The sequence below is a fragment of the Microbacterium sp. 1.5R genome, assembly GCF_001889265.1.
Lineage (GTDB): Bacteria > Actinomycetota > Actinomycetes > Actinomycetales > Microbacteriaceae > Microbacterium.
The window spans coordinates 3,269,891-3,294,332 of the sequence record NZ_CP018151.1; the positions used below are offsets into that span (position 1 = coordinate 3,269,891).

Below are 24,442 nucleotides of genomic sequence, written 5' to 3' on the forward strand. Positions count from 1 at the left end.
GAATTGTGAACGCGCGCCGTCCGGCTCAGCCCGGGATCAGCCCCTCTGCGGCGAGCTCGTTCCACAGCGCGCCAGGAATCTCGAGCGCCGCATACTCGGCATTCTGCGTCAGCTGCCCTGGCCGGCTTCCTCCGACCACCACCGAGCGCACCACGTCTGACTGCAGTGGGAACTGGATCGCGGCGGCGGGCAGCGGCACGTCGTGCTCGGCGCACACCCGTGCGATGCGCAGCAGCCGTTCCCACAGCTCGTCGGGAAGCTGCCCGTACTCGTATCGCCCGTCGCGGCGAGGTTCGTTCGATGCCAGCAGCCCGGAGTTGAAGACGGATGCCGCGACGATGCCTGTCCCGGTCTCTCGGCACGCCGGCAGCACCTCGGCCGCCGCCGGCTGTTCGAGCAGCGTGTATCTGCCCGCGACCATGACCAGGTCGAGGTCGGCCGACCGCACGGAGGCGGCGAGCGCATCCGACACCATCGAGCCGATGCCGACCGCAGTCACCTCGCCGTCGCGACGCAGCTGCTCGAGCGCCGGCAGCGCCTCGGCGAGCGCGAGATCCAGGTCATGCCGCTCGGGGTCGTGCAGGTAGACAAGATCGATGCGCTCGATCCCGAGACGCTCGCGGGACTCATCGAGACTGGTGCGTATCCCCTCAGCCGAGAAGTCCCACACGCGCTGCAGATCGTCGGGAACATGGAAGTCGTTCGCGGTGTCGAGGCCGCCGTCGTGGTCGGGGTTCGGTCGCAGCAGGCGCCCGACCTTGGTCGACAGCACGTACTCGTCGCGCGGTTTGGTCTGGAGGAACGCCCCGAGACGACGCTCCGAGAGCCCGAGCCCGTAATGCGGAGCGGTGTCGAAGTAGCGGATGCCGCTGTCCCACGCCGCATCGAGCACCGCCCACGCCTCGTCATCGCTCAGCGCGCGGAAGAGGTTGCCGACGTTCGCGGCCCCGTATCCGAGGGGCGGAACCGCCAGAGCATCAGACTCCGACATGCTGCCCCGTCCACGTGTACGCGGCGATGCTCTCGGCCTTCATCTCCATGCCGGATCCGGGCACCGTGGGTGCCATGTATGACCCGCCCTGGATGTCGGTGGGGATCACGAAGTGCTCGTGCAGGTGGTCGACGAATTCGATCATCCGTCCTTCGCGGGTGCCGGTGACGGCGACGAAGTCGAACATCGAGAGGTGCTGCACGGCCTCGCACAGCCCGACGCCGCCGGCATGCGGGCAGACCGGCACACCGAACTTCGCGGCCAGCAGCAGGTTGGCGATGTTCTCGTTGACGCCCGCGACGCGCACGGCGTCGATCTGCATGACCGAGATCGCCTCGGCCTGCAGCAGCTGCTTGAAGATGACGCGGTTCTGCGCGTGCTCGCCGGTGGCGACGCGGATGGGTGCTACCCCCCTGGCGATCTCGGCGTGACCGAGCACGTCGTCGGGGCTCGTGGGCTCTTCGATCCAGGCGGGGTGGAACTCGGCGAGCGCGCCTATCCATTCGATCGCCTCCGACACCTCCCACCGCTGGTTGGCGTCGATCGCGATGGGGAAGTCCGGTCCGCACACCTCGCGGGCCTTGCGGAAACGGCGGATGTCGTCGTCGAGGTCGGCGCCGACCTTGAGCTTGATCTGGGTGAAGCCGTCGGCCATCGCCTCGCGGGCGAGCCGCTCGAGCTTCTCGTCGGAGTATCCGAGCCATCCGGGGCTGGTCGTGTAGCCGGGGTATCCGGTGGCGAGCAGTTCTCGTTCGCGCTCGAGGCGTCCCGGCTCGGCGGCGCGCAGGATCTCGAGGGCGTCCTCGGGCGTCAGCGCATTGGTGAGGTAGCGGAAGTCGACGAGGCCCACGAGCTCCTCGGGCGTCATCCGCGCGAGCAGCTGCCACAGCGGCAGCCCGGCCCGCTTGGCCTTGATGTCCCACAGCGCGTTGATGACCGCGCCGATGGCCATGTGCATGACGCCCTTCTCGGGGCCGAGCCAGCGCAGCTGCGAGTCGCCGATGATGTCGCGGAACGTCGTGCCCATGTCGTCGAGCAGCGGCTCGATCTCGCGACCGACGAGGTGCCCGGCGAGCGCGTCGATCGCGGCGACCTGCACATCGTTGCCGCGCCCGATTGTGAAGACGAACGCGTGGCCGTCGATGCCGTCCTCGGCATCCGTGCGCACGATCACGTATGCCGCCGAGTAGTCGGGGTCGGGATTCATGGCATCCGATCCGTCCAGACTCAGCGATGTCGGGAAGCGGATGTCGGTCGTGTCGAGGGCGACGATGCGGCTCACGGGTTCCTCTCGTGCACGGGGCGGATATCCGTGCAGATCTCTTGGAGTGTAAACATCGGATGTCTATACTGTCAACGAGACGGGCCGCACTGACGCGCCTCGTCACCCACGGACACCTCACTGAGCAGGAGAGACATGAAGTTCGCACGGCTAGGCACCCCCGGCGCCGAGATCCCCGTCCTCGTCGAAGGCGACCGCTACCTCGATCTGCGCTCTGTGACATCCGATGTGAACGGTGATTTCCTCGCCGGTGATTTCCGGGCTCGCGTCGCCGCGGCCCGCGCCGCCGACGAACTGCCGGTTCTCGGGGATGCCGCGGCGATGCGCATCGGCGCGCCGATCGCCCGCCCGAGCGCCGTCATCTGCATCGGCCAGAACTACGCGGCGCACGCCCGCGAGTCCGGCTCCGAGCCGCCGACCGTCCCGATCATGTTCCTGAAGACGCCGAACACCGTCGTCGGCCCGAACGATGCGGTCACGATCCCCCGCGGCAGCGAGAAGACCGACTGGGAGGTCGAGCTCGGTATCGTGATCGGCGCCCGCGCCGCCTACCTCGATTCGCCCGACGACGCCGACGCCCACATCGCCGGCTACGTGGTGGCGAACGACGTCTCGGAGCGCGCCTTCCAGATGGAGGTCTCGGGCGGGCAGTGGTCGAAGGGCAAGATCGCCCCCGGTTTCAACCCGACCGGCCCCTGGCTGGTGACACCCGACGAGGTCGACGTCGACGACCTGCGGCTGCGCAGCTGGGTGAACGGCGAAGCGCGTCAGGATTCGAACACCGACGACATGATCTTCGACGTGCGCGTGATCGTGCACCACCTGTCGCAGTACGTCACGCTCGAGCCGGGCGACCTGATCCTCACGGGCACTCCCCAGGGCGTGGCCTTCGGGGGCAAGTTCCCGTATCTGACGGCGGGCGACGTGGTCGAGATCGAGATCGAAGGACTCGGGCATCAGCGCCAGGAGTTCGTGGCATGGGAGGCACAGAAGTGAGCAGCGCACTCGACGGACTCGTCGCGATCGTGACCGGCGGAGCATCCGGGATCGGCGCGGCCATCGCCGCCCGGCTGCACGCCGACGGCGCGCAGATCGCGGTGCTCGACCGCGACACCTCAGGAGCGGATGCCGCCTTCGCCGCTTTTACGGCCGACGTGTCGGACCGTGCATCGGTGGATGCCGCCGTGGCCGCCGTCGCCGAGAGGTTCGGGCGCATCGACATCGTCGTGAACAACGCCGGGGTCGGCGCCCAGGGAGACATCAGCGCCAACGACGACGACGAGTGGGCGCGTGTGCTCTCGATCAACGTCACGGGCATCGCCCGCGTCACGTCGGCGGCGCTGCCGTGGCTCAAGAAGTCGCCGAGCGCGGCGGTCTGCAACACGGCATCCATCGCCTCGACCACCGGCCTTCCCCAGCGCGCGCTCTACAGCGCGTCGAAGGGCGCCGTCTCGGCTCTGACCCGTGCCATGGCCGCCGATCACCTGCGCGAGGGCATCCGCGTCAACGCCGTCAACCCCGGCACCGCCGACACCCCGTGGGTCGGCCGGCTGCTCGACTCGGCCGACGACCCGGCCGCCGAGCGCGCCGCCCTCGAGGCCCGCCAGCCGCATGGCCGCCTGGTCTCACCCGACGAGGTCGCCGCGGCGGTCGCCTACCTGGTGAGCCCCGCCGCGGGCTCGACCACGGGCACGTTCATCGAGGTCGACGGCGGCATGGCTCAGCTGCGGCTCCGTCCCGTCGGGGGCTGACCGCCGCGTCGCCCACTGTCCTGGTCCCGGCCCCGGACAGTGGGCGCTACGAGCGACCGCCTCGCAGCCAACCCAGGATGCCGCGGCGCGGCCGCTCCTCCCGAGAGTCCTCATGCGTCGGCCGCTCTCCGATCCGGTAGAACTCCTCGGCGTTCGTCCACATGATCGCGTCGACGTCGTGCCCGCGGCGCTCGGCCCAGGCGATCACCGCATCCGCCCATCTGATCCGAGCCGTCGGCTGGTACATGGGCGATCCGTCGACGTTCGCGTACGGGTCGCCCTCCTCCGGGGGTCCGATGACCGAGACTGGCCAGTCACTGCCCCACATCAGCCGCTCGACGCCGAACGCGTCGGCCGCGGCGTCGAGGAACGGGTGCAGCTGCTCGGCCGACCAGTCGCCTCCGGCCTCTCCCGGCAGCCCCGAGAGCTTGCACCACACATTCGGATGCCGTGCCAGGTCGTCGAGATCGCGCACCCATTCCATGGTCGGCGCCACCGGGGCCTTCGCCGTGCCGACCTCGGGCTTGCCGAGGTGATCGAGCACCATCCGCAGCTCGGGCACCGCCCCCGCGAGTCGGGCCACCTCGGGCAGCTGCGCGGCGCGCACGCACGCGTCGAAGGCCCAGCCGCGCGCCGCGACCTCGCGCGCCCCGGTGACGAAGTCTGCCGAGACCGCCAGTCCGTCGGGTTCGCCCTGCAGGTTGTGCCGCACGCCGACCACGAGCGGCTCAGCGGCGAGTCCTTCGAGGTGCGCGGTGGTGTCGGTGCCGCGATCCAGACGCGCCCCCGCGACGATGCCGACCACCCCGACGCGGGGCGCGAGCCCGGCCACCCACCGCACTTCTTCGAGGAAGTCGTCTTCGACGGTCTCGGCCTGCACGAACACCGCGCGCTCGGTCGTCGCGCGGGCGATGCGGGCGTGCTCGATCTCGGTCGCACCGAACAGCCAGGCGAGCGGACCCTCGAGCCACGTGTAGTGCAGAAGCTCGGGGTCCCAGAGGTGCAGGTGCGAATCGAGTACGCGCATGCCCCCATCCTGCCGCAGACATCCGATGAATGGCTAGGATGACGCCATGGCAGTGACTGACGACGCGATCGAGAAGATCAAGGCGATGATCGTGTCGGGCGAACTCGCACCCGGCGATCGCCTCCCTCCCGAGAAGGAGCTGTCCGAGCGGCTCGGCCTGTCACGCAACTCGATGCGCGAGGCCGTGAAGGCGCTCGAGGTGATCCGGGTGCTCGACGTGCGCCGCGGTGACGGCACCTATGTCACGAGCCTGGAGCCCCACCTGCTGCTCGAGGCGATCTCGTTCGTGGTCGACATGCACGACGACGACTCGATGCTCGAGATCTTCGCGGTGCGACGGATGCTGGAGTCGCAGGCGACCGGCCTCGCGGCCACCCTCGGCAGCGACGACGCGATCGCCGGCCTCGAGAGCGAGGTCGCCTCCATCGATCCGACGGTCAGCATCGAAGAGCTCGTCGAGCACGACATCCGCTTCCACCGTGAGATCGTCGGCATGGCCGGCAACGCCTATCTCGCCAGCCTCATCGAGCACCTGAGCAGTCAGACCGTGCGCGCCCGCGTGTGGCGTGGTCTCACCGAGGGCGGAGCGGTCGAGCGCACCCTCTCGGAGCACCGGGCGATCGCCGACGCCATCGCCCGGCGCGATTCGGGTCTCGCCACCTCGCTCGCCACGGCGCACATCGCCGGCGTCGAGCGGTGGCTGCGCCAGGCGGCATCCGCCTGACGCAGCGACGCCTTTTCTCGGCCACGCGTCCCTCCGGCCTTACCTGCACGCCTTTCGTCGCCCGGGCCCTGACAGGCACGTTCGGCCAGATGCGCTTCGCTCGGCCGTATCCGTGACGTCGGGCCGAATCTGGCGCGTCTGGCCGACGCTGGCCCACTCGCCGAATCGCGACTCAAGCCCCGAGCCGCCCCATCGCCGCGTCGAACTCGGCGGCGGAGCTGTCGCTGACCTCGTGGAACAGCACCTGCTCGATCACGTCGGGTGCCGCCGTGAAGTACGGCACCCCCGCGAGACGCAGACCGGTGATGTCGTCGGGTGATCGCAGGCTGGCCGCGAGCACGTTCGAGTCGCTGCCCGCGCACACCTCCTGCATGCGGGCGATCACCGCATCCCCGTCGATGCCGGCATCCCGCATCCGTCCGAGGTAGGGGGCGATGTACTGCGCCCCGATCGAGGCGCATGCCAGCGCCTGTGCGACCGAGTAGACGGCGGTGACGAGCACGGTCGCGCCGTCGCGCACCAGAGCGGATGCCGCGGCGAAGCCGTCGCGGGTCGCCGGCACCTTCACGGCCACGCGATCGCCCAGCGCACGGATGCCCTCGGCGTTGCGGAGGAAGGATGCGGTGTCGCCGCCCCACGTCTGGAAGAAGATCTCGCGGGCGCCCTCGTCCGACCAGCGGGCGTAGAGGTCGGGGATCTCCGCGGCGGTGCGGCCACCGCGCTCGAGGATCGTGGGGTTGGTCGTCACGCCATGCACGACGCCCGCGGTGAGGAGGGAGGCGACGCGGTCGACGTCCGCGCTGTCGACATAGAGACGGGGGGCCAGCGCGGTCATCGGGTCTCCTTGTGCACAACCTGTCGTTACAGGTTCGGATTCGGCTAATGTAATGACAGCCGCGGAGGATGTCAAAGCGCCCCGCATCGACGACGATCAGGAGTGCCATGACAGCCGCCACCTCGCCCGATCGCACCGGCGTCGTCATCGTCGGCAGCGTGACCGCAGACGTTACGACCTTCTCGACCAGGCTCCCCGCCCGCGGAGAGACCATCCTCGGCGACGAGTTCACCCTGATGCTCGGCGGCAAGGGCGCGAATCAGGCGGTCGCCGCCGGACGATCGGGGGCCCGCACGAGCTTCGTCGGATGCGTGGGAGACGACCTCTTCCACGACCTCGTCGTCGACGGGCTGAGCGAGGCCGGGGTCGACCTCACGCACCTGCGCACGGTGCCGGGCCCGACGGGCATCGCGCACATCCGCGTCGACGCCTCGGCGCAGAACGACATCGTCATGGTGCCTCTGGCCAACGCCGCGCTCAGCACCGAGCAGATCGACGCGGCGCTCGAAGCCCTCGCGCCGACCACGTCGGTGCTGCTCACCCAGCTCGAGACGCCCTCGGCGCTCACCGCGCACATCACGTCACGAGGACGCGAGCACGGCATGACCGTCATCCTCGACCCCGCCCCCGCCGCTCCGCTGGATGACGCCGTGTGGGCGAGCATCGACATCGTCACCCCGAACGAGACCGAGGCCTCGGTGCTCAGCGGCGTCGAGGTGACGGATGCCGCGTCGGCGGAGATCGCCGGACGCTGGTTCCTCGACCGGGGCGTCGGCGCCGCCGTGATCACGCTCGCGGGTCAGGGCTCGTGCGTCGTGACCGCAGCGGGAGCATCCGTCATCCCGCCCTTCCCGGTCGAGGCCGTCGACACCACCGCGGCCGGCGACGCCTACGCCGGGTATCTCGGCGCCGCCCTCGCCAACGGCTGGGGGCTGACGGATGCCGTACGCCTGGCGACCGCCGCCGGAGCCCTCGCCGTCACGAAGCAGGGCGCCTCGCCCAGCCTGCCGCTGCGGGCCGAGGTCGACGCCTTCCTGGCCGCCCGAGAAGCCCACTGACATCCCCGAGGAGACATCATGCGCAAGACAGCGACGACCATCAACCCCGCACTCTCGCGCGTGATCAGCGAGACCGGCCACACCGATCTGCTGGTGGTCACCGATGCCGGCCTGCCCATCCCGCCCGGATCCGAGCGCATCGACCTCGCCTATCGTCCCGGCGCTCCGGCCTTCTTCGACGTGCTCGACACCGTGCTGGCCGAGCTCATCGTGGAGGGAGCGACGGTGTCGGCCGAGGTCGCCGAGAAGAGCCCCGAGGTGCTGGCCGCGCTGCGCGAGCGCTTCGCCGACCAGGACTTCGAGATCGAGCTCATCCCGCACGTCGACTTCAAGAAGCTGACCCACTCGGCGCGCGCGTTCGTGCGCTCGGGAGAGTTCACCCCCTACGCGAACGTGATCCTGCACGCGGGAGTGGCGTACTGATATGAACGACACGATCGACCGCCACTCCGCCGCGCCCATGTACGACCAGCTGCGTCAGCTGATCGTCGACGGCATCTCGCGAGACGGCCTGCAGCCCGGCGACCCGCTGCCCGGCGAGCACCGCCTCTGCGAGCGGTACGGCATCTCGCGCACCGTGGTGCGCCAGGCGTTGGCCCAGCTCGAGCACGAGGGGCTCGTCGAACGCGTCAAGGGCAAGGGCACGTTCGTGTCGCGTCCCCGCACGAGCGAGAGCCTGGTGCACACGCTGATCGGCCTCTACGACGACGTCGAGCGCCGCGGCGGGCACGTGCACAGCGACGTCCTGCGCCACGAGCAGACTCTCGCCGACGACGAGATCGCGGCGGCACTCGAGGTCGACCCTGGCGCACCGGTCGTGGTGCTCGACCGTCTGCGTCACGTCGACGGCGAACCCTGGTCGCTCTCGACCACCTGGATGCCGGATGCCGTCGGCGGAGTCACGCTCGGCGTCGACCTCTCGGAGCGGTCCCTGTACCGCCTGCTCGCCGATCACGACATCGTGGCGACCAGCGGCGTCCGCTCGGCCGAGGCCACCGTCGCGACCCACGAGCAGGCGCAGCATCTGGGGGTGAGCGCCGGCTCCGCCCTGCTGCGACTGCGCAGCGTGAGCCGTTCCTCCGACGGCACGCCGATCGAGTACTTCGTGGCGCACCACCGCGGCGACCGCTCGCGCTTCGAGTTCCAGCTGCAGCAGGAGCAGTCGCAGGCGTCGCTGCTGCACGTCGACGGCGACGGCAGCACCTCGCGCGCCGGCACCGTCCGCTAGCCGCATCCGCACGCGGCATCCACTCACAGGTGGGTCGGCCGAGCACGGGTCGCGGACTAGCCTGGAACGAGAGCACGCATCGCACGGGGCGATGCGATCGGGGGGAAGACACGATGGTCGACGACGCGCATCCACCGGCATCCGACTCCGACCCGGTCATCCCTCCGCCGCCTGCCGCGGCGCCGGGACAGCTCGGATCCTCCGTCCCGCTGGCCCCGCCGCTGGGCGGGATGCCCGGGCCGCCCGCCCCGCCGCTGCCGCCGTACGCCTCTGCCCCCCAGCCGGGGCAGCATCCGCAGATGGCCGCGTACCCGCCGCCGCCCCCGGGGCAGCCGTCGCCTCCCTACGGCGCCGCATATGCTTCCCCGTCCGCGCCTCCTCCTCCGCGTTCAGGACGGACCGTCGGCATCGTCATCGCAGCGGTCGCGGCGTTCGTGCTGATCGTCGTCGTGGGCATCGCGGTGGCCGTGAGCCTGCTGCTGAGCTCGCGCACCGAACCGGCGACCGCGCCTCCGGCCACGAGCGTCACGGAAGAGCCCGCAGCGCCTTCCGAGGCACCGCAGGGCGACCCGGACTCCGACGGCTCGGGCGACGCCGATGCCTCCGCCATCGCCGACGCGCTCCAGGCGAAGATCGACGAGTACAAACGCCTGCGCGACAGCGGCGCGCTCTGGCAGAGCATCCCCGACACCCAGTTCAACCGCACGGCCGTCTCCGCCTTCCTCTACTTCCTCACCGACATGAAGGTCGCCACCATCTGGGGTGTCGACGATGCGCAGGCGCAGGAGTACGAGGAGCGCATGACGATGCTCGAGGAGCGTCTGCTCGCCGAGCAGCCCCTCGGCGACGACATCCAGATCACCCTCGAGGACGAGGTCTTCACGTACGACGGCGAGACGGGCGAGGGCGGCTACACGCCCCGCTAGAGGAGCGTTACGCTCGAAGCATGAGCGACTGGACCAGCACCGCGATCGCCCTGCTGGAAGCCGACGCCAACCGCAGCGCCGACACCCATCTGCACCTCTTCCCACTGCCACCCGAGTGGGGCATCGACCTGTACCTGAAAGACGAGTCGGTGCATCCGACCGGGTCGCTCAAGCACCGTCTCGCGCGCTCGCTGATCCTGTACGGACTCGTCAACGGACGCATCACCGAGGACTCCACTCTCGTCGAGTCGTCCAGCGGATCGACGGCCGTCTCCGAGGCGTACTTCGCGCGGATGCTGGGGCTGCCCTTCGTCACCGTCGTACCGCGCTCGACCAGCCAGGAGAAGATCGACCTCATCGAGTTCTACGGTGGACGCTGTCACTTCGTCGACCGCGCCGAGGACATGTCTCCTGAGGCTCAGCGCCTGGCCTCCGAATGCCATGGCCACTACCTCGACCAGTTCACGTTCGCCGAGCGGGCGACCGACTGGCGCGGCAACAACAACATCGCCGAGAGCGTGTTCAGCCAGCTGTCGCAGGAACGCCACCCGATCCCCCGCTGGATCGTCGTGGGCGCAGGCACCGGCGGCACGAGCGCCACCTTCGGCCGGTACGTGAAGTACCGCCGCCACGAGACGCAGATCGCGGTCGTCGACCCCGAGGGTTCGGCGTTCTACGACGGATGGGCGGGCACCGTCGACGCTCCGGCCGGACGCCCCAGTCGCATCGAGGGCATCGGCCGCCCGCGCGTCGAGGCCTCGTTCGTGCCCAGTGTGATCGACGAGATGATCCGCGTTCCCGACGCGGGGTCGATCGCCGCGATCCGGATGCTGCGCGAGCGCACCCTGCACTGGGCCGGAGGTTCGACCGGCACCAACCTGTACGGCGCATTCCAGCTGATCGCGCGCATGCGCGCGGCGGGCGAGACCGGCAGCATCGTCACGCTCATCTGCGACAGCGGCATCCGCTACGCCGGCACGTACTTCAACGATGAGTGGGTCGCCGAGCAGGGCTGGGACCTCGACCCGCATCGCACGCGCCTCGATCACTTCCTCGAGACCGGGGTCTGGGTCGACTGACCCTCGTTCCGCTTCCATGACTCCGGAGATCCGGGCAGGTCACCCGGGAGAACACGCTTCCTCGGGCTCGAGCGGCCACATTCTCCGGAGTCATGGCACGTCGCGGGCCGAGGCGCTCCGGCTACGCTGGCCGCATGACTACTCTCATCCTCACTGTCGCGGGTGCCGATCGCCCCGGACTCGTCGCAGCCGTCGCCGATGTCGTCGATGCCCACGGCGGCAACTGGGAGAACAGCTCGCTGGCTGAGCTCGCGGGCACCTTCGCCGGAGTGATCGAGGTCTCGGTCGCCGCCGACCGTTCCGACGAGCTGCAGACGGCGCTCCGCGGACTTCAGGGACAGGGGCTCCTGACGCTCGCCGTCCTCACCGGAACGCCTGATGACGACGCGGAGGACGAGCAGCGACTCGAGATCCGAGTGCTGGGCAACGACCGATCCGGCATCGTCCGCGAGGTCTCGAGCGTGCTGAACGCGCACGAACTCAGCATCGAGGAGCTCGCGACCGAGACCCGGGATGCCGCGATGGCCGGCGGCCGTCTGTTCGAGGCCTCCGTGATCGCACGGGTTCCGTCGTCGGTCGACATCGATGCCCTGCGTCGCGACCTCGAGCGCATCGCCACGGAGATCCAGGTCGACATCACCCTCGCCTGACCGCGGCGTCCCCTCCGCCCGATACGCACACAGCGCCCCGCACGGCCCCCGAGGCGACCGCACGCCCGTGCAGACCGAGGCGAACTGTGCAGACCGGGCGAGATGAGAGGGCGATCGTCGTCACTCAGGGCGATCGACGGACGACCCTTCGGCGCGCATATCCGTATCGGTGTACCGGCGCACCCAGTACTCGGTCTGAGCCACGTGGGCGGATGCCGCAGCCGACGCCGCGACCGGGTCCGCCGCAGCGAGTCCGCGGAGGATCGCCCGGTGCCCGGCATCCGAGTGGAGCTTGAGTTCGGCGGCGTCGCCGGCATCCGGGATCCGATAGGCCCGCGACCGAGAGCGCAGCACGTCGATCAGGCTCGTGAGCGCGTCGTTGCCGGCGACCTCCGAGATCGTCATGTGGAAGGCGTGGTCGAGGCGGGAGTGGTCCTCGAAGTCGTCGCTCGCCTCGATCTCATCGAGCACGCCGCTGAGCGTCTCGATCGTGGCGGCGTCGATGCGGGCCGCGGCGAGCGCAGCCGCGTGGGGCTCGAGCACCCTGCGAAGCTCCGTCAGTTCGAGCACCCCGGCCATGGGCAGGAGTCCGACCGTGAGAGAGAGGCTGCCGATCAGGTCGGCGGCGCGCAGCTCGCTGACGTAGCTGCCCGAGCCGTGCCGGGTCTCGAGCACACCGAGGGCGGCCAGCATGCGGATGGCTTCGCGCAGCGATCCGCGTGAGACGCCGAGCGTCTCGCACAGCTCACCCTCGCTCGGCAGACGGTCGCCGGGACGCAGCTCGCCGTCCGCGATCAGCGCACGCAGCCCGTGCAGCGCTGTGTCCAGTGCGCTCATCGTCATCCTCCTGACACCGCCCGATCCCCTTGCTGAGTCTGTCGGACGCAGACCCTTCGTCAAATTCGTATGACAACTATGTTTCATCCTCGCCTTTTCGTAGCCATTTCGAAAGCCGTGTGGCAAAGTTGTGCAACAACTCCCCCACTGCACCGACGAGGACCGATGCCCGCACCACTCTTCCCCGCACCGCTCACGCTGAACTCCGGCATCCGAGCCCGTGATGCGTGGCCGCTCGATCCCGACGTGATCCACCTGAACCACGGCTCGTTCGGCGCGGTTCCCACGGCCGTCGTCGAGCAGCAGGATGCCCTGCGACGTCGTGCCGACCTCAGCCCGGTCGAGTGGTTCCCTCGCATCGCCGAACGGGTGCGCGACGCTCGCGAGCGCACGGCTCCGTTCCTCGGCGCCCATGCCGAAGACAGCGTCTTCGTCCCGAACGCCTCCGCCGCCGCCACCGTCGTCTACAACGCCCTGCACCTCGAGCGCGGCGACGAGATCCTCGTCACCGACCAGGGCTACGGAGCGATCACCATGGGCGCGCAGCGCCTGGCCCGCCGCTTCGGAGCATCCGTCCGCGCCGTCGAGCTGCCGCTGCTCGCCTCCGACGACGAGGTCGTGCAGCGCTTCGCCGACGCACTCACTCCGGCCACCCGCCTGATCGTGGTCGACCAGATCACCTCGCCGACCGCGCGGATGCTGCCGACCCGGCGCATCGCCGAGCTCGCGGCGGAACGGGGCATCCGCACCCTCGTCGACGGCGCCCATGCTCCCGGTCTCGTCGCCGATGCCGCCGCGGTCGCCGGCGGCGACTGGTGGTTCGGCAACCTGCACAAGTGGCCCTGCGCCCCGCGCGGTTCCGCCCTGCTCGTCACGAACGCCCCCGACCGCGACGACCTGTGGCCGCTCATCGACTCGTGGGCGGCGAACGAGCCCTACCCCGAGCGCTTCGACACCCAGGGCACGATCGACGCGACGACCTACCTCGCCACCCCGGCATCGATCGAGTTCATCGAGTCCGAGTTCGGGTGGCACAACGCCCGCCAGGCGATGGCCCAGATGGCGGATGCCGGGGCCGAGATCATCGCCGAGGGTCTGCGCCCCTACGGCGACGAAGACCCCCTCACTCCGTTGCCCTCGCCCGTGCCGCCGATGCGACTCGTGCGACTGCCGCTCGGACTCGGCTCGACCCGCGAAGAGGCCGATGCCCTGCGCATGGACCTGCTCGACGAGACCGGCGTCGAGACCGCGTTCACCAGCTTCCGCGGCGTCGGCTACTTCCGCCTGTCGGCGCACCTCTACACGGAGGCGTCCGACTTCGAGGCCTTCGTCGAGCGCTGCATCCCGCAGATCCTCCGCCGCGCCGGCATCCGCACCGCCGACTCCATCATCGTCTCCTGACCCGACCCACCCCTCCACCCACCACCCGACCCACCACCATCACCAACTGAGAGGCACCTCGTGAAGAAGAACAGAATCTTGACGACCGCCGCGGGAATCGGCACCGTCGCCGCACTCGCGCTCACCGGCTGTTCCGCAGGCAGCGGCGAGTCCGCCGACGGCACCGTCACCCTGCAGATGGTCGAGAGCCTGACCAATCCTGCCCGCACCGACCTGCTGCGCGGACTCCTCGACGACTTCGAGAAGGAGAACCCCGACATCAAGGTCAAGCTCGTCTCGCCGCCCACCGAGCAGGCCGACGCGAAGATCCAGCAGATGCTGCAGTCGGGCAAGGGCGTCGACGTACTCGAGGTCCGCGACATCACCGTCGGACCGTTCGCGAACAACGGCTGGCTGCACGACATCTCGGCCGACCTCGAGAAGTGGGACGGCTGGGATGCCCTCACCGACAACGCGCAGTCGGCGTCCGTGGCCGCAGACGGCAAGAGCTACTTCGTGCCGTACGGCTTCTACGGCCTGTCGCTCTTCTATCGCACCGACCTCGTCGAGGAGGCGGGCTTCGACGGCCCGCCGCACAGCTGGAAGGATCTGCTCGAGCAGGCCAGCGCCATCCAGGACCCCGCGAACAACATCTACGGCTACGCGTTCCGCGGTGGCCAGAACGCGAACAGCAATGTGGTCGCGGCTATCGAGGCCTACACGATCGACGGCCTCGACGTCGATGACGCCTTCCTGATGGAGGACGGGTCGACGATCTTCGCCGCTCCCGAGGCGCAGGAAGCCGTCGACGACTACTTCGACCTCTTCAAGGAGGCGTCGCCGCCGTCCGCCGTGTCGTGGGGCTACCCCGAGATGGTCGCCGGTTTCACCAACGGCACCACGGCGTTCCTGCTGCAGGACCCCGAGGTCATCGCGACCGTGCAGGACTCCTCTCTGACCGAGGATCAGTGGGACACCGCCCCGCTGCTCGTCGGCCCGTCGGGCAAGGCCGCGCAACCGCTGGCCGTCGCCGGCTGGGGCGTCGCGGAGAACAGCGAGCACCAGGATGCTGCGGTCAAGCTCGTCGAGTTCCTCTCGTCGGCCGAGCCGGCCACCGAGTTCGCGCAGGCCAACAGCCTCGTGCCGATCATCTCCGAGGCCGCCGATGACGAGTTTTACTCCTCGGGCCCGTGGACGAGCTATGTCACGATGACCGAGGACCCCGAGACCTACGTCAACGTCAAGCAGCCTCGCGGCGTCAGCTGGTGGACCGAGTGGATCCAGAAGTCCGACCAGGACGTGCAGAACGTGCTGCTCGGCAACATGTCGACCACCGAGCTGCTCGAGTCGTGGGACACCTTCTGGACCGAGAAGTACGCTGCGGAAAAGGGCTGATCCGTGACCCGGACCACTCTCGAAGGGGGCTCCGTCGGCACCGCCGGCGGGGCCTCCCCGGCATCCCGCCGGCGCCGCCCCTTCCGTGGCCGCCACGCGCTGACGCTGCTGGCCTTCATGGCCCCGGCGATCGTGTTCGTGTGCTGGTTCACCTACTGGCCGATGCTGCAGGGCGCACGCATGGCCTTCCACGACTGGAACCTGTGGGATCTCACCTCCACCCCGTGGGTGGGTTTCGACAACTTCGTCACCGTCTTCCAGGACCCTGCCTTCCCGATCGTCGCCTGGAACTCCGTCCTGTGGGTCGTCGGCTCGCTCGTGCCTCAGCTCGTGATCGGCTTCCTGATCGCGCTCGCCCTGCGCAAGCGCTTCCGCTTCCGCGGCCTCTACCAGGCGCTCGTGTTCTTCCCGTGGGCCGTCTCGGGCTTCCTGATCGGGATGCTGTTCCGCTGGATGTTCAACGCCGAGTTCGGCGTCGTGAACGACCTGCTCATGAAGGCCGGCCTGATCGACGCCCCGCTGCCCTGGCTGGCGGATCCGAAGCTCGCGATGTTCGCGGTCATCGTCGCCAACATCTGGTACGGCGTGACCTTCTTCGCGATCATGATCCTCGCGGCTCTGCAGTCCGTGCCCGATGAGATGCTCGAGGCCGCGAGCCTCGACGGCGCAGGCAAGGTGCGTCAGCTGTTCTCGATCATCATCCCGTACATCTCGATGACGCTGCTGCTGACGATCCTGCTGCGCATCATCTGGATCTTCAACTTCCCCGACATCATCTACGCGATGACCAACGGCGGGCCGGCGAACCAGACCCACATCATCACGACGTGGATGATCAACTACACGCAGCAGGGCAACTACGGCATCGCGAGCGCCATCGGACTCATCGTCGTCGCGTTCCTGTTCGTGTTCTGCGCGTTCTACCTCATGGCGATGCGGAGGGTCCAGCGATGACCGTCACCGGAACCACGGTCACCGAGACCCGGCGTCTCACCGTCCCCGACATCGCGAAGGCACCGCGTCCGAAGCGCAAGGTCTCGCTCGGCGGCGTCGTGCGCGTCGTCGGTCTCGCCCTCTGGCTCGTCATCACGCTCTTCCCGCTGTACTGGATCGCGCTGACGTCGTTCAAGTCGCCGGGAACGATCAACTCCTTCCCGATCGAGTACTGGCCCAGCGAGCCGTCGCTCGACAACTACGTGAGCCTGTTCGAGCAGAGCTCGTTCGGGGTCTTCCTCGGCAACTCGGCTCTGGTGGCGACGATCGCGGGTGCGGTCGCGACGCTCATCGCTCTGCTCAGCGCCTATGTGATCGCGCGCTTCGAGTTCCGCGGCAAGGGGACGGTGCTGGTGGCGTTCCTGCTCACGCAGATGATCCCCGCGTTCATCGCGCTGGGCCCGCTGTACTCGATGATGACCGACCTGGGCCTCGTCGACACCAAGCCCGGCCTGATCCTCGTGTACATCGCGGTCTGCATCCCGTTCTCCACGGTCATGCTGCGCGGTTTCTTCGAGAACGTGCCGGACGCGCTCGAAGAGGCGGCGATGATCGACGGATGCTCGCGCTTCGGCGCGCTGTTCCGGGTGCTCGTGCCGGTGATGACCCCGGGCATCATCGCGGCCTTCATCTTCAACTTCGTCAACTGCTGGAACGAGCTGTTCCTGTCGGTCGTGCTGATGAACACCGACGAGAACCGCACCGTGCCGTCGGCGCTGAACGGGTTCATCTCGACGTTCAACATCGACTGGGGCTCGATGAGCGCCGCAGCCGTGCTGACGATCCTGCCGACCATGGTGATGTTCGCACTCGCGAGCCGCTGGATCGTGCAGGGCCTGACCGCCGGCGCCGTCAAGGAGTAGGCGCATCCGGATATGACGAAGGCCGCCGCCCCTCAGGGACGGCGGCCTTCGTCATGCATCCGTCAGACCAGGCGGGCCTTCGGCGACACCGAGTACGTGGCCTCTGCATCGCGGTTGACCGTGTCGCCCAGTGCGGTGTCGATCGCCGCGAGCGTGTCGGCGTCGAGCGTCACGCCCGAGGCCTTGACCGTCTCGGCGAGCTGCTCGGGGCGCGAGGCTCCGACGAGAGCTGCGGCGACGTTCGGGTTCTGCAGCACCCAGGCGATCGCGAGCTGCGGCATCGACAGGCCGGCCTGCTCGGCGATCGGCTTGAGCTTCTGCACGGCGGTGAGGATGTCGTCCTGCAGGAACCCCTTGATGAAGTCGGAGCCGCTGTGCGGATCCGTCGCGCGGGAGCCCTCCGGAACCGGCTGACCCGGCAGGTACTTGCCCGACAGCACGCCCTGCGCCATCGGCGACCAGACGATCTGCGAGATGCCGAGCTCCTCTGATGCGGGCACGACCTTGCCCTCGATCACACGGTGCAGCATCGAGTACTGCGGCTGGTTCGAGATCAGCTGCACGCCGAGCTGCTTCGCGAGGGCGTGCCCCTCGCGCAGCTGCTCGGCCGTCCACTCCGAGACGCCGATGTAGAGGGCCTTGCCCTGGCGGACGACGTCGGCGAACGCCTGGAACGTCTCCTCCAGCGGGGTCTCGTAGTCGAAGCGGTGCGCCTGGTACAGGTCGACGTAGTCGGTGCCGAGGCGCGTCAGCGAGCCGTTGATCGATTCGAGGATGTGCTTGCGGCTCAGCCCGGTGTCGTTCGGTCCCTTGGGGCCGGTCGGGAAGTAGACCTTCGTGAAGATCTCGAGACCCTCGCGGCGCTGACCCTCGAGCGCCTTGCCGAGCACGACCTCTGCCGCGGTGTTCGCGTAGGTGTCTGCGGTGTCGAATGTGGTGATGCCGACGTCGAGCGCCGCGTGCACCGTCTTGACGGCGGCGTCGTCGCCGACCTGCGAAGCGTGCGTGACCCAGTTGCCGTAGGTGATCTCAGAGACCTTGAGACCGCTGTTGCCGAGATAGCGATAGTTGACCATGCCATAACGCTACCGGCCGCGGCAGGCGCCGGGCCCGGATCAGACGCGCGGTTCGACCAGCTGCTCCTGCTCGGCGAGCGTCTGCGCCTGGGCGCGCTTCTCGGCGAGCTCGCGCTCCTGCGCCGCGTCACGCGCTTCGGCGGCCTGGGCGGCCTCCTTGCGCTCGGCGCGGGTCTGCGGCTCGCCTGATCCGGCATCCGCCTGGATCCCCTGCGACTGCACGGTGACGATCGCCGCGCGGTCGCGGAACCCCTCGGCGGTCACCTTGTCGAGCGCGACCTGCTTGCGGATCGCGACGGCCTTCTCGTAGAGCGACGGGTCGCCGTAGGAGGTGAGCACCTTCACGAGCACGGGCAGCAGCTCGATCATGAAGAACAGTGCGGCGATGAGGATGTGCGCCCACAGGATCGTCGGCTCCTTCTCGCTGAGCCTGTTCAGACCGCTGATCTGGCTGAGCAGACCGATCGCGCCCGCGTTGCCGGACGCCACCGATTCGGCGCGCGCGTTGTACGCGGCGAGCGCGGTGTCATAGCTGTCGCGCGCGGCGGGCAGCTGAGACTGCGCCTCTTCACGGTTCCGCGACTCCGACGTGCTGGTGTTCTCCTTGGCGGCGGTGCCCGCGGCTGCCAGCTCTTCGTTGGCGGTGCGCAGCTGCGCGGCGAGCGCGTCGTAGGTCTGCTGCGCCTCGGCGAGCTGGGCCTGGGCGGCATCCGAGCTCGCGCCCTCGCCGTTCACGCCGGTGCAGCCGGGAACCGTGCCTGCACCTTCGCCGGTGAGCTCGCACTGGTAGAGGACGCGGGCCTGGTCGATCACGGCCTGCTGCTCGGTCATCTTGGCCGTGAGGTCGTCGACCGTGGCCTGCGCGGCCGATTCGGTCGCCGACGACGAGTCGGTGCCGGCGACGATTCCGGTCGCCGCCTGGTTCTCGAGCTCGGCGACGCGGTCGGATGCGGCGTCGAGCGCCTTCTTCTCGGGGCCGGTCTCGAGTGCATCCTGGTCGGCCTGCGCCTGGGTGATGTTCGTCGAGGCGACCTCGCGCGCGATGTCGTTGTGGAAGATCTGCAGCACGAGCGGCTCGGCGACGACGAAGCCGATGATCGCGGCCATGATCACACGTGGGATCGCGAGGCCGATGAGCTTCCAGACGTTGCGGGTCGACGTCATGGTCGAGGTGAGGAAGCGATCGAGGTTGAAGATGATGAGCGCCCAGACGACCGCCAGCGGCACGGCCAGCCAGATCGCGGCCTGCACGCCCGTGGTCAGTGCGAACAGCATGGAGATCGCCGAGACCAGTGCGGTTCCGGCCAGCACGAAGAACATCTGCACGAAGCGCGAGGTCTCACCGGGGACGCGGTCGAGGATCTCGCCCTCGGCTCCGCCGAGGATGGCGAGCTTGCGCAGACGCGACCCCGGCACGCGCGGTGCGCGCTCGCGCGGCTGACGCCGGGGCTTGGGCTCACGCACGGGACGGGCGGATGCCGCGGCATCCTGCTCCTGCTCCGGCGCATCGGGCACCTCGGGTGCCTGCTGCGGTTCCGGCAGATCGGCGCCCGTGGGCTCGTACGCGCGCAGGAAGTCGAGGTCGTCCGTGTCAGCGTTCGGGTCGCTGTCGAGGATGATCCGACCCTGCGAATCGAACCGTCCTGGGCGGTGAGCGGAATAGGGCATTCCGACAATCTACGAAATGTCGCCTGTGGAAAACGTGCACGAACCCTGTGTTTCCGCCTCCGCGGGCCTCGTCAGGGTCAGCGCGGCAGCATGCGGACGAGCGCATCGGCGCTCGCGGCGAGCGCGTCCTTGAGCGAGAAATGTCCGGCGGCGCACAGCGTTCCGAGTCCGTGCACGAGGCCCCACACTCCGGTGACGCTCTGCGCGTCGAGGCCCGCCGCCACGGACGCCTCCGACAGCAGCTGCTCGAGCTCATCGATCAGGGGGGCCATGGTCTCGCTCGGCTCACCGGGGATGCACACCGTGGGGTCGTAGATCACGTCGAAGCCGTGCGGATGCTCGACCGCGTAGCGGATGTACGCGGCACCGCCTTCGATCACGGCGGATGCGGAGTCCGGCGCCTCCTCGATCCCGCCGCGCACCGCGGCCACCAGGTCGGCCATGCTGCGCTCGGCGAGGACCTTGAGCAGACCGCGCCGGTCGGAGAAGTGGTGGTACGGGGCGTTATGGCTCACGTCGGCGGCGCGGGCGACCTCGCGCAGGCTGATCTCCCCCGCGGGCTTCTCGGCGAGCAGCTGCATCGCCGCCGCCTCGAGGGCGTGGGCGAGGTCACCGTGGTGATAGCCGGATCGGGAACTTGACACAAGCAACATTGTTGCCTATCTTGACAGTGTCCACCACTGCTTGACACTGTCAACATAGGAGCGCACATGTCATCCGCACTGATCATCGACGGCCACCCCGATGCCGGATCCCTCACCGCAGAACTGGCCCGACGCTATGCCGCAGCGCATGGCGACGCCCGTGTCCTCGCTCTGCGCGATCTCGACTTCGATCCGTCGCTGCGCTTCGGCTACCGCCGGCGCATGCAGCTCGAGCCCGACCTGATCGACGCGAAGCGCGCACTGGCCGAAGCGCGGACGGTCGTGGTGTTCACGCCGCTCTGGTGGGGGTCGGTGCCGGCGTTGCTGAAGGGCTTCTTCGATCGGGCCCTGCTGCCGCAGCAGGAGTACCGGTACTCGAAGCTCGGGATGCCCGAAGGCCTGTTGACGGCTGCGAACGGACGCCTGTTCCTGCTGGCGGACACCCCGTGGTTCCTCACGCCCTTCACCGGGCTCCCGGCGCAGACGCACGTCGCCCGCGGGACGATGAGGTTCTGCGGCATCCGCTCGGTGCGCACCACGCGGATGCTGGGCGTCAAGGACGCGAGCCCCGCGCGCATCGAGTCGTGGCTGTCGCGCGCCGAGACTCTCGGTCGCCGCGACGGCCTTCGCGATCGCGCCAACGGCCCTCAGGCCATGGCGGCGGAGGCAGCCTCGTCTTCGGTCGTCGCGACGAGCTGACCGCAGGCACCGTCGATCTCCTTGCCGCGAGTGTCGCGGAGGGTCGTCGGGATGCCTGCGTCGTTGAGGCGGCGCACGAACTCGTTCTGCACCGAGGGCTCGGACGACGTCCAGATCGAGCCGGGCGTCGGGTTCAGCGGGATCGGGTTGACGTGCACCCAGCCGCGGCCGCGCTCGTTGAGCTTGTCGGCGAGCAGGTCGGCGCGCCAGGCGTGGTCGTTCATGTCCTTGATCAGCGCGTACTCGATCGAGACACGGCGGCCGGTCTTGGCGTAGTAGTCGTAGGCGGCGTCGAGCGCCTCGTCGACCTTCCAGCGCGAGTTCACCGGGATGAGCTCGTCGCGCAGGTGGTCATCCGGTGCGTGCAGCGACAGCGCGAAGGTGACGGGGATGCCCTCGTCGGCGAGCTTCTTGATGGCCGGCACGAGTCCGACCGTCGACACCGTGATGCCGCGAGCGCTCATGCCCAGGCCGTCGGGCTGGGGCGCGACCATCGATCGCACAGCATCCATCACGCGCTTGTAGTTGGCGAGCGGCTCACCCATGCCCATGAAGACGATGTTCGACACGCGCTCCATCGAGTGGTCATCGGCCTTCTTGCCGCCGAGACCGCCCTCGGCGATCAGGCGGTTGGCGCGGACGATCTGCTCGATGATCTCGGCGGTCGACATGTTGCGGGTGAGGCCCGCCTGGCCGGTGGCGCAGAACGGGCAGTTCATGCCGCACCCGGCCTGCGACGAGACGCACAGGGTGATGCGGCCCGGGTAGCGCATGAGCACCGACTCGACCAGCGCGCCGTCGTGCAGACGCCAGAGGAACTTGATCGTGTCGCCGCGGTCGGTCTCCAGGCGGCGCACCTCGGTGAGCAGCGGCGGCAGCATGCCGGCGACGAGCTGCTCCCGGGTGTCGGCCGGAAGATCCGTCATCTCCGCGGCATCCGACGTGTAGTGCCGGAAGTAGTGGGTCGAGAGCTGCTTCGCGCGGAAGCCGGGCAGGCCGAGCTCCTTGACCTTCTCGACGCGCTCGGCGGGCGTGAGGTCGGCGAGATGCACCGGCGGCTTGCCGCGCTTCGGGCTTGCGAACTGCAGCAGCGGCCGCCCCTCGGCATCCTTCTGCTGCGTCCATCCCTCGGTCGCAGGACGCACCTGCGGGGTGCCGGTCGAGCGGACTGCCCCCGAACGGGACGACGCGGGTGCCGTGGCGGGGCGCGTCTCGCGCGTGCGGGGAGTCTCGGTCATACCTCCAGGGTACGCGGTGCCGGGTGGGAAGCGCCTGGGGCGCCGGCCCCGGCGTCCCTAGACTGACCCCATGGACATCATCATCGCTGTCGGCGCGGTCATCGCAGCTGTCGTCGTGGGCGTGGTGATCATCGGCGCCGCCCTGCGCTCGATGCGCCCGAAGGCACCGGAGCCGCACGTGTTCACCCCGTCGCCGACGATGGCCCGATCCGTGGCGACCGCTTCGACGTCGACCGCCTCGGCATCGCAGCTGACACCCGCGGCGATCGCCGAGATCGACCGGCTCGTCGCGGCCGGGCAGAAGATCCACGCGATCAAGCTCTACCGGCAGCACACGGGCGTGCGCCTGCAGGAGGCCAAGGACCGGATCGACCACTGGTCCGTCAGCACCACGGCACCGCACCTCGCGGCCGTCTCGAACGCCTCGGCCGCCCACTCGTCGATCACGGCGACGCCGTCGTCGGTGCGGGGCGCGCTGCCGGCATCCGTCGCCTCCGAGGTCGACCGGCTCATCGCCGCCGAGCAGAAGATCCAGGCGATCAAGCTGGTCAGGGAGCACACCGGGCTCGGCCTCAAGCAGGCGAAGGACGTCGTCGAGGCCTGGCCACACCCGCGCCACTTGTAGTTACAGGCTGCGGTCGGGGAGAATGGAGCCGATCCCCCATCGAAGGAGTCTTCGCCATGCCCGACCGCCTCTCCCGCGCCCGTTCCGCCGGCGTCCTCGCCGTCTTGCGCGCACCCTCGCCCGAGCTCGCACTCGAGGCGTCCGAGGCGATCATCCGCGGTGGCGTGACCGGCATCGAGGTCACCTTCTCGACCCCCGACGCCCCCTCGGTGATCCGCGAACTCATCGCGCGCCACGGCGACGCGGCCTACATCGGCGCGGGCACAGTGACGACTGCCGAGCAGGCCGCCCTCGCCGCCGATGCCGGTGCGGAGTTCCTCGTCAGCCCCGGAACCCTGCCCGCTCTGACCCGAGCGATGCTCGAGACCGGCCGCGTCGTCATGACAGGCGCCATGACCCCGACCGAGGTCATGGGCGCGCTCGAGCTCGGCGTCGACGTGGTCAAGATCTTCCCCGCGTCCCTCGGCGGGCCCTCGTACCTCGGCGCGCTGCGCGGACCGTTCCCGGATGCTCCGCTGATGCCGACGGGAGGCGTCAGCCCCGACAACCTCGCCGACTGGTTCCGCGCCGGAGCCGTGGCGGTCGGAGCGGGCGGCGACCTCGCGAACGGCGCCTCGCTCGCTGCATCCGACTGGGCCGACATCGAACAGCGCTCGGCCCGCTTCGCCGCGGCGCTCGCTGCGACCCGCAGCTGAGTCGGCCGATGACCCGGTGATCGAACTCGCACCCCTCGCCTGGGCGGCGCTCGGCCTCGCCGCCGTCACGATCGGCATCTCGAAGACCGCGCTCCCCGGCGGCAGCATCCTGGCCATCGCACTGTTCGCGACCGTGCTCCCCGCGCGCACGTCGACCGCCGCGATGCTCCTGCTGCTCATCGTCGGCGACGTGTTCGCGTTGATCACCTATCGCCGCCACGCGCACTGGCCGACGCTGCTGCGCCTCGCGCCCGCCGTACTCGCAGGGCTGCTGGCCGGCTTCGCGTTCCTCGCGCTCGCGGGCGACGGCATCGTGCGTCGGGCGATCGGCGTGATCCTGCTGGCGATGATCGCAGTCACCCTGTGGCGGCGATGGCGGCAGGACCGGGCGGATGCCGCGTCGCCCGCACCGGGAGGCATCGTACTCTCGGGCGTCTACGGCACTCTCGGTGGCTTCACGACCATGGTCGCCAATGCGGGCGGACCCGTGATGTCGATGTACTTCCTCGCCACCCGCACGCCCGTGCAGGTGTTCCTCGGCACCTCGGCCTGGTTCTTCGCGATCATCAACCTCGTGAAGATCCCGTTCCTCGCGGGCCTCGGCCTCTTCGAGGGCCACGTGCTGCTCATGGATGCCGTGCTCGCGCCGCTCGTGGTGCTCGGCGCTCTGGGCGGCATCCGCCTCGCGAAGCGCATGAACCAGGTGCTGTTCGACCGCATCGTGATCGTGCTGACGATCGCCGGCGCCGTCTACCTGCTGTTCTGAGCGCCTGCTCCC

The 24,442-nt window shown here is 69.3% G+C and carries 26 protein-coding genes; 17 read left to right on the forward strand and 9 right to left on the reverse strand.

Features of this window, described 5'->3' with window-relative positions; genetic code table 11:
* Window positions 1-25: 25 nt before the first annotated feature.
* Entirely contained in the window at window positions 26-991 is a 966-nt protein-coding gene (locus BMW26_RS15615) for an aldo/keto reductase (protein WP_072591985.1), read from the reverse strand.
* Window positions 978-2,273, reverse strand: a complete 1,296-nt coding sequence (locus BMW26_RS15620) for an L-fuconate dehydratase (RefSeq protein WP_072591986.1) — start codon at window positions 2,271-2,273, stop codon at window positions 978-980. The genes BMW26_RS15615 and BMW26_RS15620 overlap by 14 nt, the downstream gene beginning before the upstream one ends.
* Before the next feature lie 135 nt (window positions 2,274-2,408).
* Here BMW26_RS15620 and BMW26_RS15625 point away from each other — a divergent pair, with 135 nt between their 5' ends.
* Both BMW26_RS15625 and BMW26_RS15630 read left to right on the forward strand, forming a co-directional pair.
* The gene (locus BMW26_RS15625; RefSeq protein WP_056280521.1) at window positions 2,409-3,269 is read left to right on the forward strand and encodes a fumarylacetoacetate hydrolase family protein; all 861 of its coding nucleotides are present in this window, start codon (window positions 2,409-2,411) and stop codon (window positions 3,267-3,269) included.
* Window positions 3,251-4,024 carry an SDR family NAD(P)-dependent oxidoreductase gene (locus tag BMW26_RS15630; RefSeq protein WP_053097956.1) on the forward strand — a complete coding sequence of 258 codons (774 nt, stop codon included), beginning with the start codon at window positions 3,251-3,253 and terminating at the stop codon, window positions 4,022-4,024. Before BMW26_RS15625 ends, BMW26_RS15630 begins: the two co-directional genes overlap by 19 nt.
* A gap of 46 nt (window positions 4,025-4,070) precedes the next feature.
* On the opposite strand, the gene BMW26_RS15635 is transcribed toward BMW26_RS15630, so the two are convergent.
* Complete coding sequence (locus BMW26_RS15635) at window positions 4,071-5,051, reverse strand: amidohydrolase family protein (RefSeq protein ID WP_072591987.1); 981 nt, start codon at window positions 5,049-5,051, stop codon at window positions 4,071-4,073.
* A gap of 46 nt (window positions 5,052-5,097) precedes the next feature.
* Between BMW26_RS15635 and BMW26_RS15640 the strand changes: the two genes are divergently transcribed.
* Entirely contained in the window at window positions 5,098-5,775 is a 678-nt protein-coding gene (locus tag BMW26_RS15640; RefSeq protein WP_053097960.1) for a FadR/GntR family transcriptional regulator, read from the forward strand.
* A gap of 172 nt (window positions 5,776-5,947) precedes the next feature.
* On the opposite strand, the gene BMW26_RS15645 is transcribed toward BMW26_RS15640, so the two are convergent.
* On the reverse strand, window positions 5,948-6,610 hold the full coding sequence (locus BMW26_RS15645; RefSeq protein ID WP_053097962.1) for a transaldolase family protein: 663 nt from the start codon (window positions 6,608-6,610) through the stop codon (window positions 5,948-5,950).
* A 107-nt stretch (window positions 6,611-6,717) separates the two neighbouring features.
* Between BMW26_RS15645 and BMW26_RS15650 the strand changes: the two genes are divergently transcribed.
* The 6 genes from BMW26_RS15650 to BMW26_RS15675 all read left to right on the forward strand — a co-directional run bounded on the left by BMW26_RS15650 (window position 6,718) and on the right by BMW26_RS15675 (window position 11,551).
* A complete protein-coding gene (locus tag BMW26_RS15650; protein WP_072591988.1) occupies window positions 6,718-7,668 on the forward strand; it encodes a ribokinase in 951 nt (316 codons plus the stop codon).
* An 18-nt stretch (window positions 7,669-7,686) separates the two neighbouring features.
* Window positions 7,687-8,091, forward strand: a complete 405-nt coding sequence (rbsD, locus tag BMW26_RS15655; RefSeq protein WP_072591989.1) for a D-ribose pyranase — start codon at window positions 7,687-7,689, stop codon at window positions 8,089-8,091.
* Between the two features lies 1 nt (window position 8,092).
* Complete coding sequence (locus tag BMW26_RS15660; RefSeq protein WP_053097965.1) at window positions 8,093-8,896, forward strand: GntR family transcriptional regulator; 804 nt, start codon at window positions 8,093-8,095, stop codon at window positions 8,894-8,896.
* A gap of 113 nt (window positions 8,897-9,009) precedes the next feature.
* The gene (locus tag BMW26_RS15665; protein ID WP_072591990.1) at window positions 9,010-9,822 is read left to right on the forward strand and encodes a hypothetical protein; all 813 of its coding nucleotides are present in this window, start codon (window positions 9,010-9,012) and stop codon (window positions 9,820-9,822) included.
* A gap of 20 nt (window positions 9,823-9,842) precedes the next feature.
* The gene (locus BMW26_RS15670; protein WP_072591991.1) at window positions 9,843-10,901 is read left to right on the forward strand and encodes a PLP-dependent cysteine synthase family protein; all 1,059 of its coding nucleotides are present in this window, start codon (window positions 9,843-9,845) and stop codon (window positions 10,899-10,901) included.
* 134 nt (window positions 10,902-11,035) lie between these two features.
* The gene (locus BMW26_RS15675; RefSeq protein WP_072591992.1) at window positions 11,036-11,551 is read left to right on the forward strand and encodes a glycine cleavage system protein R; all 516 of its coding nucleotides are present in this window, start codon (window positions 11,036-11,038) and stop codon (window positions 11,549-11,551) included.
* 120 nt (window positions 11,552-11,671) lie between these two features.
* Here the strand turns inward: BMW26_RS15675 and BMW26_RS15680 are convergent, their stop codons facing one another.
* The gene (locus BMW26_RS15680) at window positions 11,672-12,388 is read right to left on the reverse strand and encodes a FadR/GntR family transcriptional regulator (protein WP_072592383.1); all 717 of its coding nucleotides are present in this window, start codon (window positions 12,386-12,388) and stop codon (window positions 11,672-11,674) included.
* A gap of 165 nt (window positions 12,389-12,553) precedes the next feature.
* On the opposite strand from BMW26_RS15680, the gene BMW26_RS15685 reads away from it, so the two are divergent.
* The 4 genes from BMW26_RS15685 to BMW26_RS15700 are packed head-to-tail and all read left to right on the forward strand — an operon-like array spanning window position 12,554 to window position 17,019.
* Window positions 12,554-13,789 (forward strand): aminotransferase class V-fold PLP-dependent enzyme, encoded by a 1,236-nt coding sequence (locus BMW26_RS15685; RefSeq protein WP_072591993.1) that lies wholly within the window; start codon window positions 12,554-12,556, stop codon window positions 13,787-13,789.
* 60 nt (window positions 13,790-13,849) lie between these two features.
* Entirely contained in the window at window positions 13,850-15,163 is a 1,314-nt protein-coding gene (locus tag BMW26_RS15690) for an ABC transporter substrate-binding protein (RefSeq protein WP_072591994.1), read from the forward strand.
* A gap of 3 nt (window positions 15,164-15,166) precedes the next feature.
* Entirely contained in the window at window positions 15,167-16,117 is a 951-nt protein-coding gene (locus tag BMW26_RS15695; protein ID WP_053097971.1) for a carbohydrate ABC transporter permease, read from the forward strand.
* Window positions 16,114-17,019, forward strand: coding sequence for a carbohydrate ABC transporter permease (locus BMW26_RS15700; protein WP_198032345.1), 906 nt, complete (start codon window positions 16,114-16,116; stop codon window positions 17,017-17,019). The genes BMW26_RS15695 and BMW26_RS15700 overlap by 4 nt, the downstream gene beginning before the upstream one ends.
* Window positions 17,020-17,081: 62 nt before the next feature.
* Here BMW26_RS15700 and BMW26_RS15705 read toward each other — a convergent pair whose 3' ends face one another.
* The 3 genes from BMW26_RS15705 to BMW26_RS15715 form a co-directional block, all read right to left on the reverse strand.
* Window positions 17,082-18,095: an aldo/keto reductase family protein gene (locus tag BMW26_RS15705; protein ID WP_072591995.1), complete on the reverse strand. Its 1,014-nt coding sequence runs from the start codon at window positions 18,093-18,095 to the stop codon at window positions 17,082-17,084.
* A gap of 39 nt (window positions 18,096-18,134) precedes the next feature.
* Complete coding sequence (locus BMW26_RS15710; protein ID WP_072591996.1) at window positions 18,135-19,763, reverse strand: DUF4407 domain-containing protein; 1,629 nt, start codon at window positions 19,761-19,763, stop codon at window positions 18,135-18,137.
* Window positions 19,764-19,840: 77 nt separating this feature from the next.
* Window positions 19,841-20,407, reverse strand: coding sequence for a TetR/AcrR family transcriptional regulator (locus BMW26_RS15715; RefSeq protein ID WP_056280495.1), 567 nt, complete (start codon window positions 20,405-20,407; stop codon window positions 19,841-19,843).
* 66 nt (window positions 20,408-20,473) lie between these two features.
* On the opposite strand from BMW26_RS15715, the gene BMW26_RS15720 reads away from it, so the two are divergent.
* Window positions 20,474-21,106 carry an NAD(P)H-dependent oxidoreductase gene (locus BMW26_RS15720; protein ID WP_072591997.1) on the forward strand — a complete coding sequence of 211 codons (633 nt, stop codon included), beginning with the start codon at window positions 20,474-20,476 and terminating at the stop codon, window positions 21,104-21,106.
* Here BMW26_RS15720 and rlmN read toward each other — a convergent pair.
* Entirely contained in the window at window positions 21,055-22,344 is a 1,290-nt protein-coding gene (rlmN, locus tag BMW26_RS15725) for a 23S rRNA (adenine(2503)-C(2))-methyltransferase RlmN (RefSeq protein WP_171821948.1), read from the reverse strand. The two genes, BMW26_RS15720 and rlmN, sit on opposite strands and share 52 nt — an antisense overlap.
* A 70-nt stretch (window positions 22,345-22,414) precedes the next feature.
* Between rlmN and BMW26_RS17955 the strand changes: the two genes are divergently transcribed.
* From BMW26_RS17955 to BMW26_RS15740, 3 genes are read left to right on the forward strand one after another with little or no spacing between them, the layout of a single operon-like run.
* Entirely contained in the window at window positions 22,415-22,969 is a 555-nt protein-coding gene (locus BMW26_RS17955; RefSeq protein ID WP_072591998.1) for a ribosomal protein L7/L12, read from the forward strand.
* 56 nt (window positions 22,970-23,025) lie between these two features.
* Window positions 23,026-23,664 carry a bifunctional 4-hydroxy-2-oxoglutarate aldolase/2-dehydro-3-deoxy-phosphogluconate aldolase gene (locus tag BMW26_RS15735; RefSeq protein ID WP_056280489.1) on the forward strand — a complete coding sequence of 213 codons (639 nt, stop codon included), beginning with the start codon at window positions 23,026-23,028 and terminating at the stop codon, window positions 23,662-23,664.
* Between the two features lie 16 nt (window positions 23,665-23,680).
* Window positions 23,681-24,430: a sulfite exporter TauE/SafE family protein gene (locus tag BMW26_RS15740; protein WP_053097979.1), complete on the forward strand. Its 750-nt coding sequence runs from the start codon at window positions 23,681-23,683 to the stop codon at window positions 24,428-24,430.
* Window positions 24,431-24,442 lie beyond the last annotated feature (12 nt).

What these genes read in the sequence shown, in the direction of transcription:
- BMW26_RS15625 (WP_056280521.1), top strand. Translation starts at nt 2,409, where the DNA reads ATGAAGTTCGCACGGCTAGGCACCCCCGGCGCCGAGATCCCCGTCCTC.
- BMW26_RS15735 (WP_056280489.1), top strand. Translation starts at nt 23,026, where the DNA reads ATGCCCGACCGCCTCTCCCGCGCCCGTTCCGCCGGCGTCCTCGCCGTC.
- BMW26_RS15615 (WP_072591985.1), bottom strand. Translation starts at nt 991, where the DNA reads ATGTCGGAGTCTGATGCTCTGGCGGTTCCGCCCCTCGGATACGGGGCC.
- BMW26_RS15635 (WP_072591987.1), bottom strand. Translation starts at nt 5,051, where the DNA reads ATGCGCGTACTCGATTCGCACCTGCACCTCTGGGACCCCGAGCTTCTG.
- BMW26_RS15675 (WP_072591992.1), top strand. Translation starts at nt 11,036, where the DNA reads ATGACTACTCTCATCCTCACTGTCGCGGGTGCCGATCGCCCCGGACTC.
- BMW26_RS15650 (WP_072591988.1), top strand. Translation starts at nt 6,718, where the DNA reads ATGACAGCCGCCACCTCGCCCGATCGCACCGGCGTCGTCATCGTCGGC.
- BMW26_RS15700 (WP_198032345.1), top strand. Translation starts at nt 16,114, where the DNA reads ATGACCGTCACCGGAACCACGGTCACCGAGACCCGGCGTCTCACCGTC.
- BMW26_RS15645 (WP_053097962.1), bottom strand. Translation starts at nt 6,610, where the DNA reads ATGACCGCGCTGGCCCCCCGTCTCTATGTCGACAGCGCGGACGTCGAC.
- rbsD (WP_072591989.1), top strand. Translation starts at nt 7,687, where the DNA reads ATGCGCAAGACAGCGACGACCATCAACCCCGCACTCTCGCGCGTGATC.
- BMW26_RS15710 (WP_072591996.1), bottom strand. Translation starts at nt 19,763, where the DNA reads ATGCCCTATTCCGCTCACCGCCCAGGACGGTTCGATTCGCAGGGTCGG.
- rlmN (WP_171821948.1), bottom strand. Translation starts at nt 22,344, where the DNA reads ATGACCGAGACTCCCCGCACGCGCGAGACGCGCCCCGCCACGGCACCC.
- BMW26_RS15630 (WP_053097956.1), top strand. Translation starts at nt 3,251, where the DNA reads ATGGGAGGCACAGAAGTGAGCAGCGCACTCGACGGACTCGTCGCGATC.
- BMW26_RS15680 (WP_072592383.1), bottom strand. Translation starts at nt 12,388, where the DNA reads ATGAGCGCACTGGACACAGCGCTGCACGGGCTGCGTGCGCTGATCGCG.
- BMW26_RS15640 (WP_053097960.1), top strand. Translation starts at nt 5,098, where the DNA reads ATGGCAGTGACTGACGACGCGATCGAGAAGATCAAGGCGATGATCGTG.
- BMW26_RS15670 (WP_072591991.1), top strand. Translation starts at nt 9,843, where the DNA reads ATGAGCGACTGGACCAGCACCGCGATCGCCCTGCTGGAAGCCGACGCC.
- BMW26_RS17955 (WP_072591998.1), top strand. Translation starts at nt 22,415, where the DNA reads ATGGACATCATCATCGCTGTCGGCGCGGTCATCGCAGCTGTCGTCGTG.
- BMW26_RS15705 (WP_072591995.1), bottom strand. Translation starts at nt 18,095, where the DNA reads ATGGTCAACTATCGCTATCTCGGCAACAGCGGTCTCAAGGTCTCTGAG.
- BMW26_RS15665 (WP_072591990.1), top strand. Translation starts at nt 9,010, where the DNA reads ATGGTCGACGACGCGCATCCACCGGCATCCGACTCCGACCCGGTCATC.
- BMW26_RS15660 (WP_053097965.1), top strand. Translation starts at nt 8,093, where the DNA reads ATGAACGACACGATCGACCGCCACTCCGCCGCGCCCATGTACGACCAG.
- BMW26_RS15685 (WP_072591993.1), top strand. Translation starts at nt 12,554, where the DNA reads ATGCCCGCACCACTCTTCCCCGCACCGCTCACGCTGAACTCCGGCATC.
- BMW26_RS15720 (WP_072591997.1), top strand. Translation starts at nt 20,474, where the DNA reads ATGTCATCCGCACTGATCATCGACGGCCACCCCGATGCCGGATCCCTC.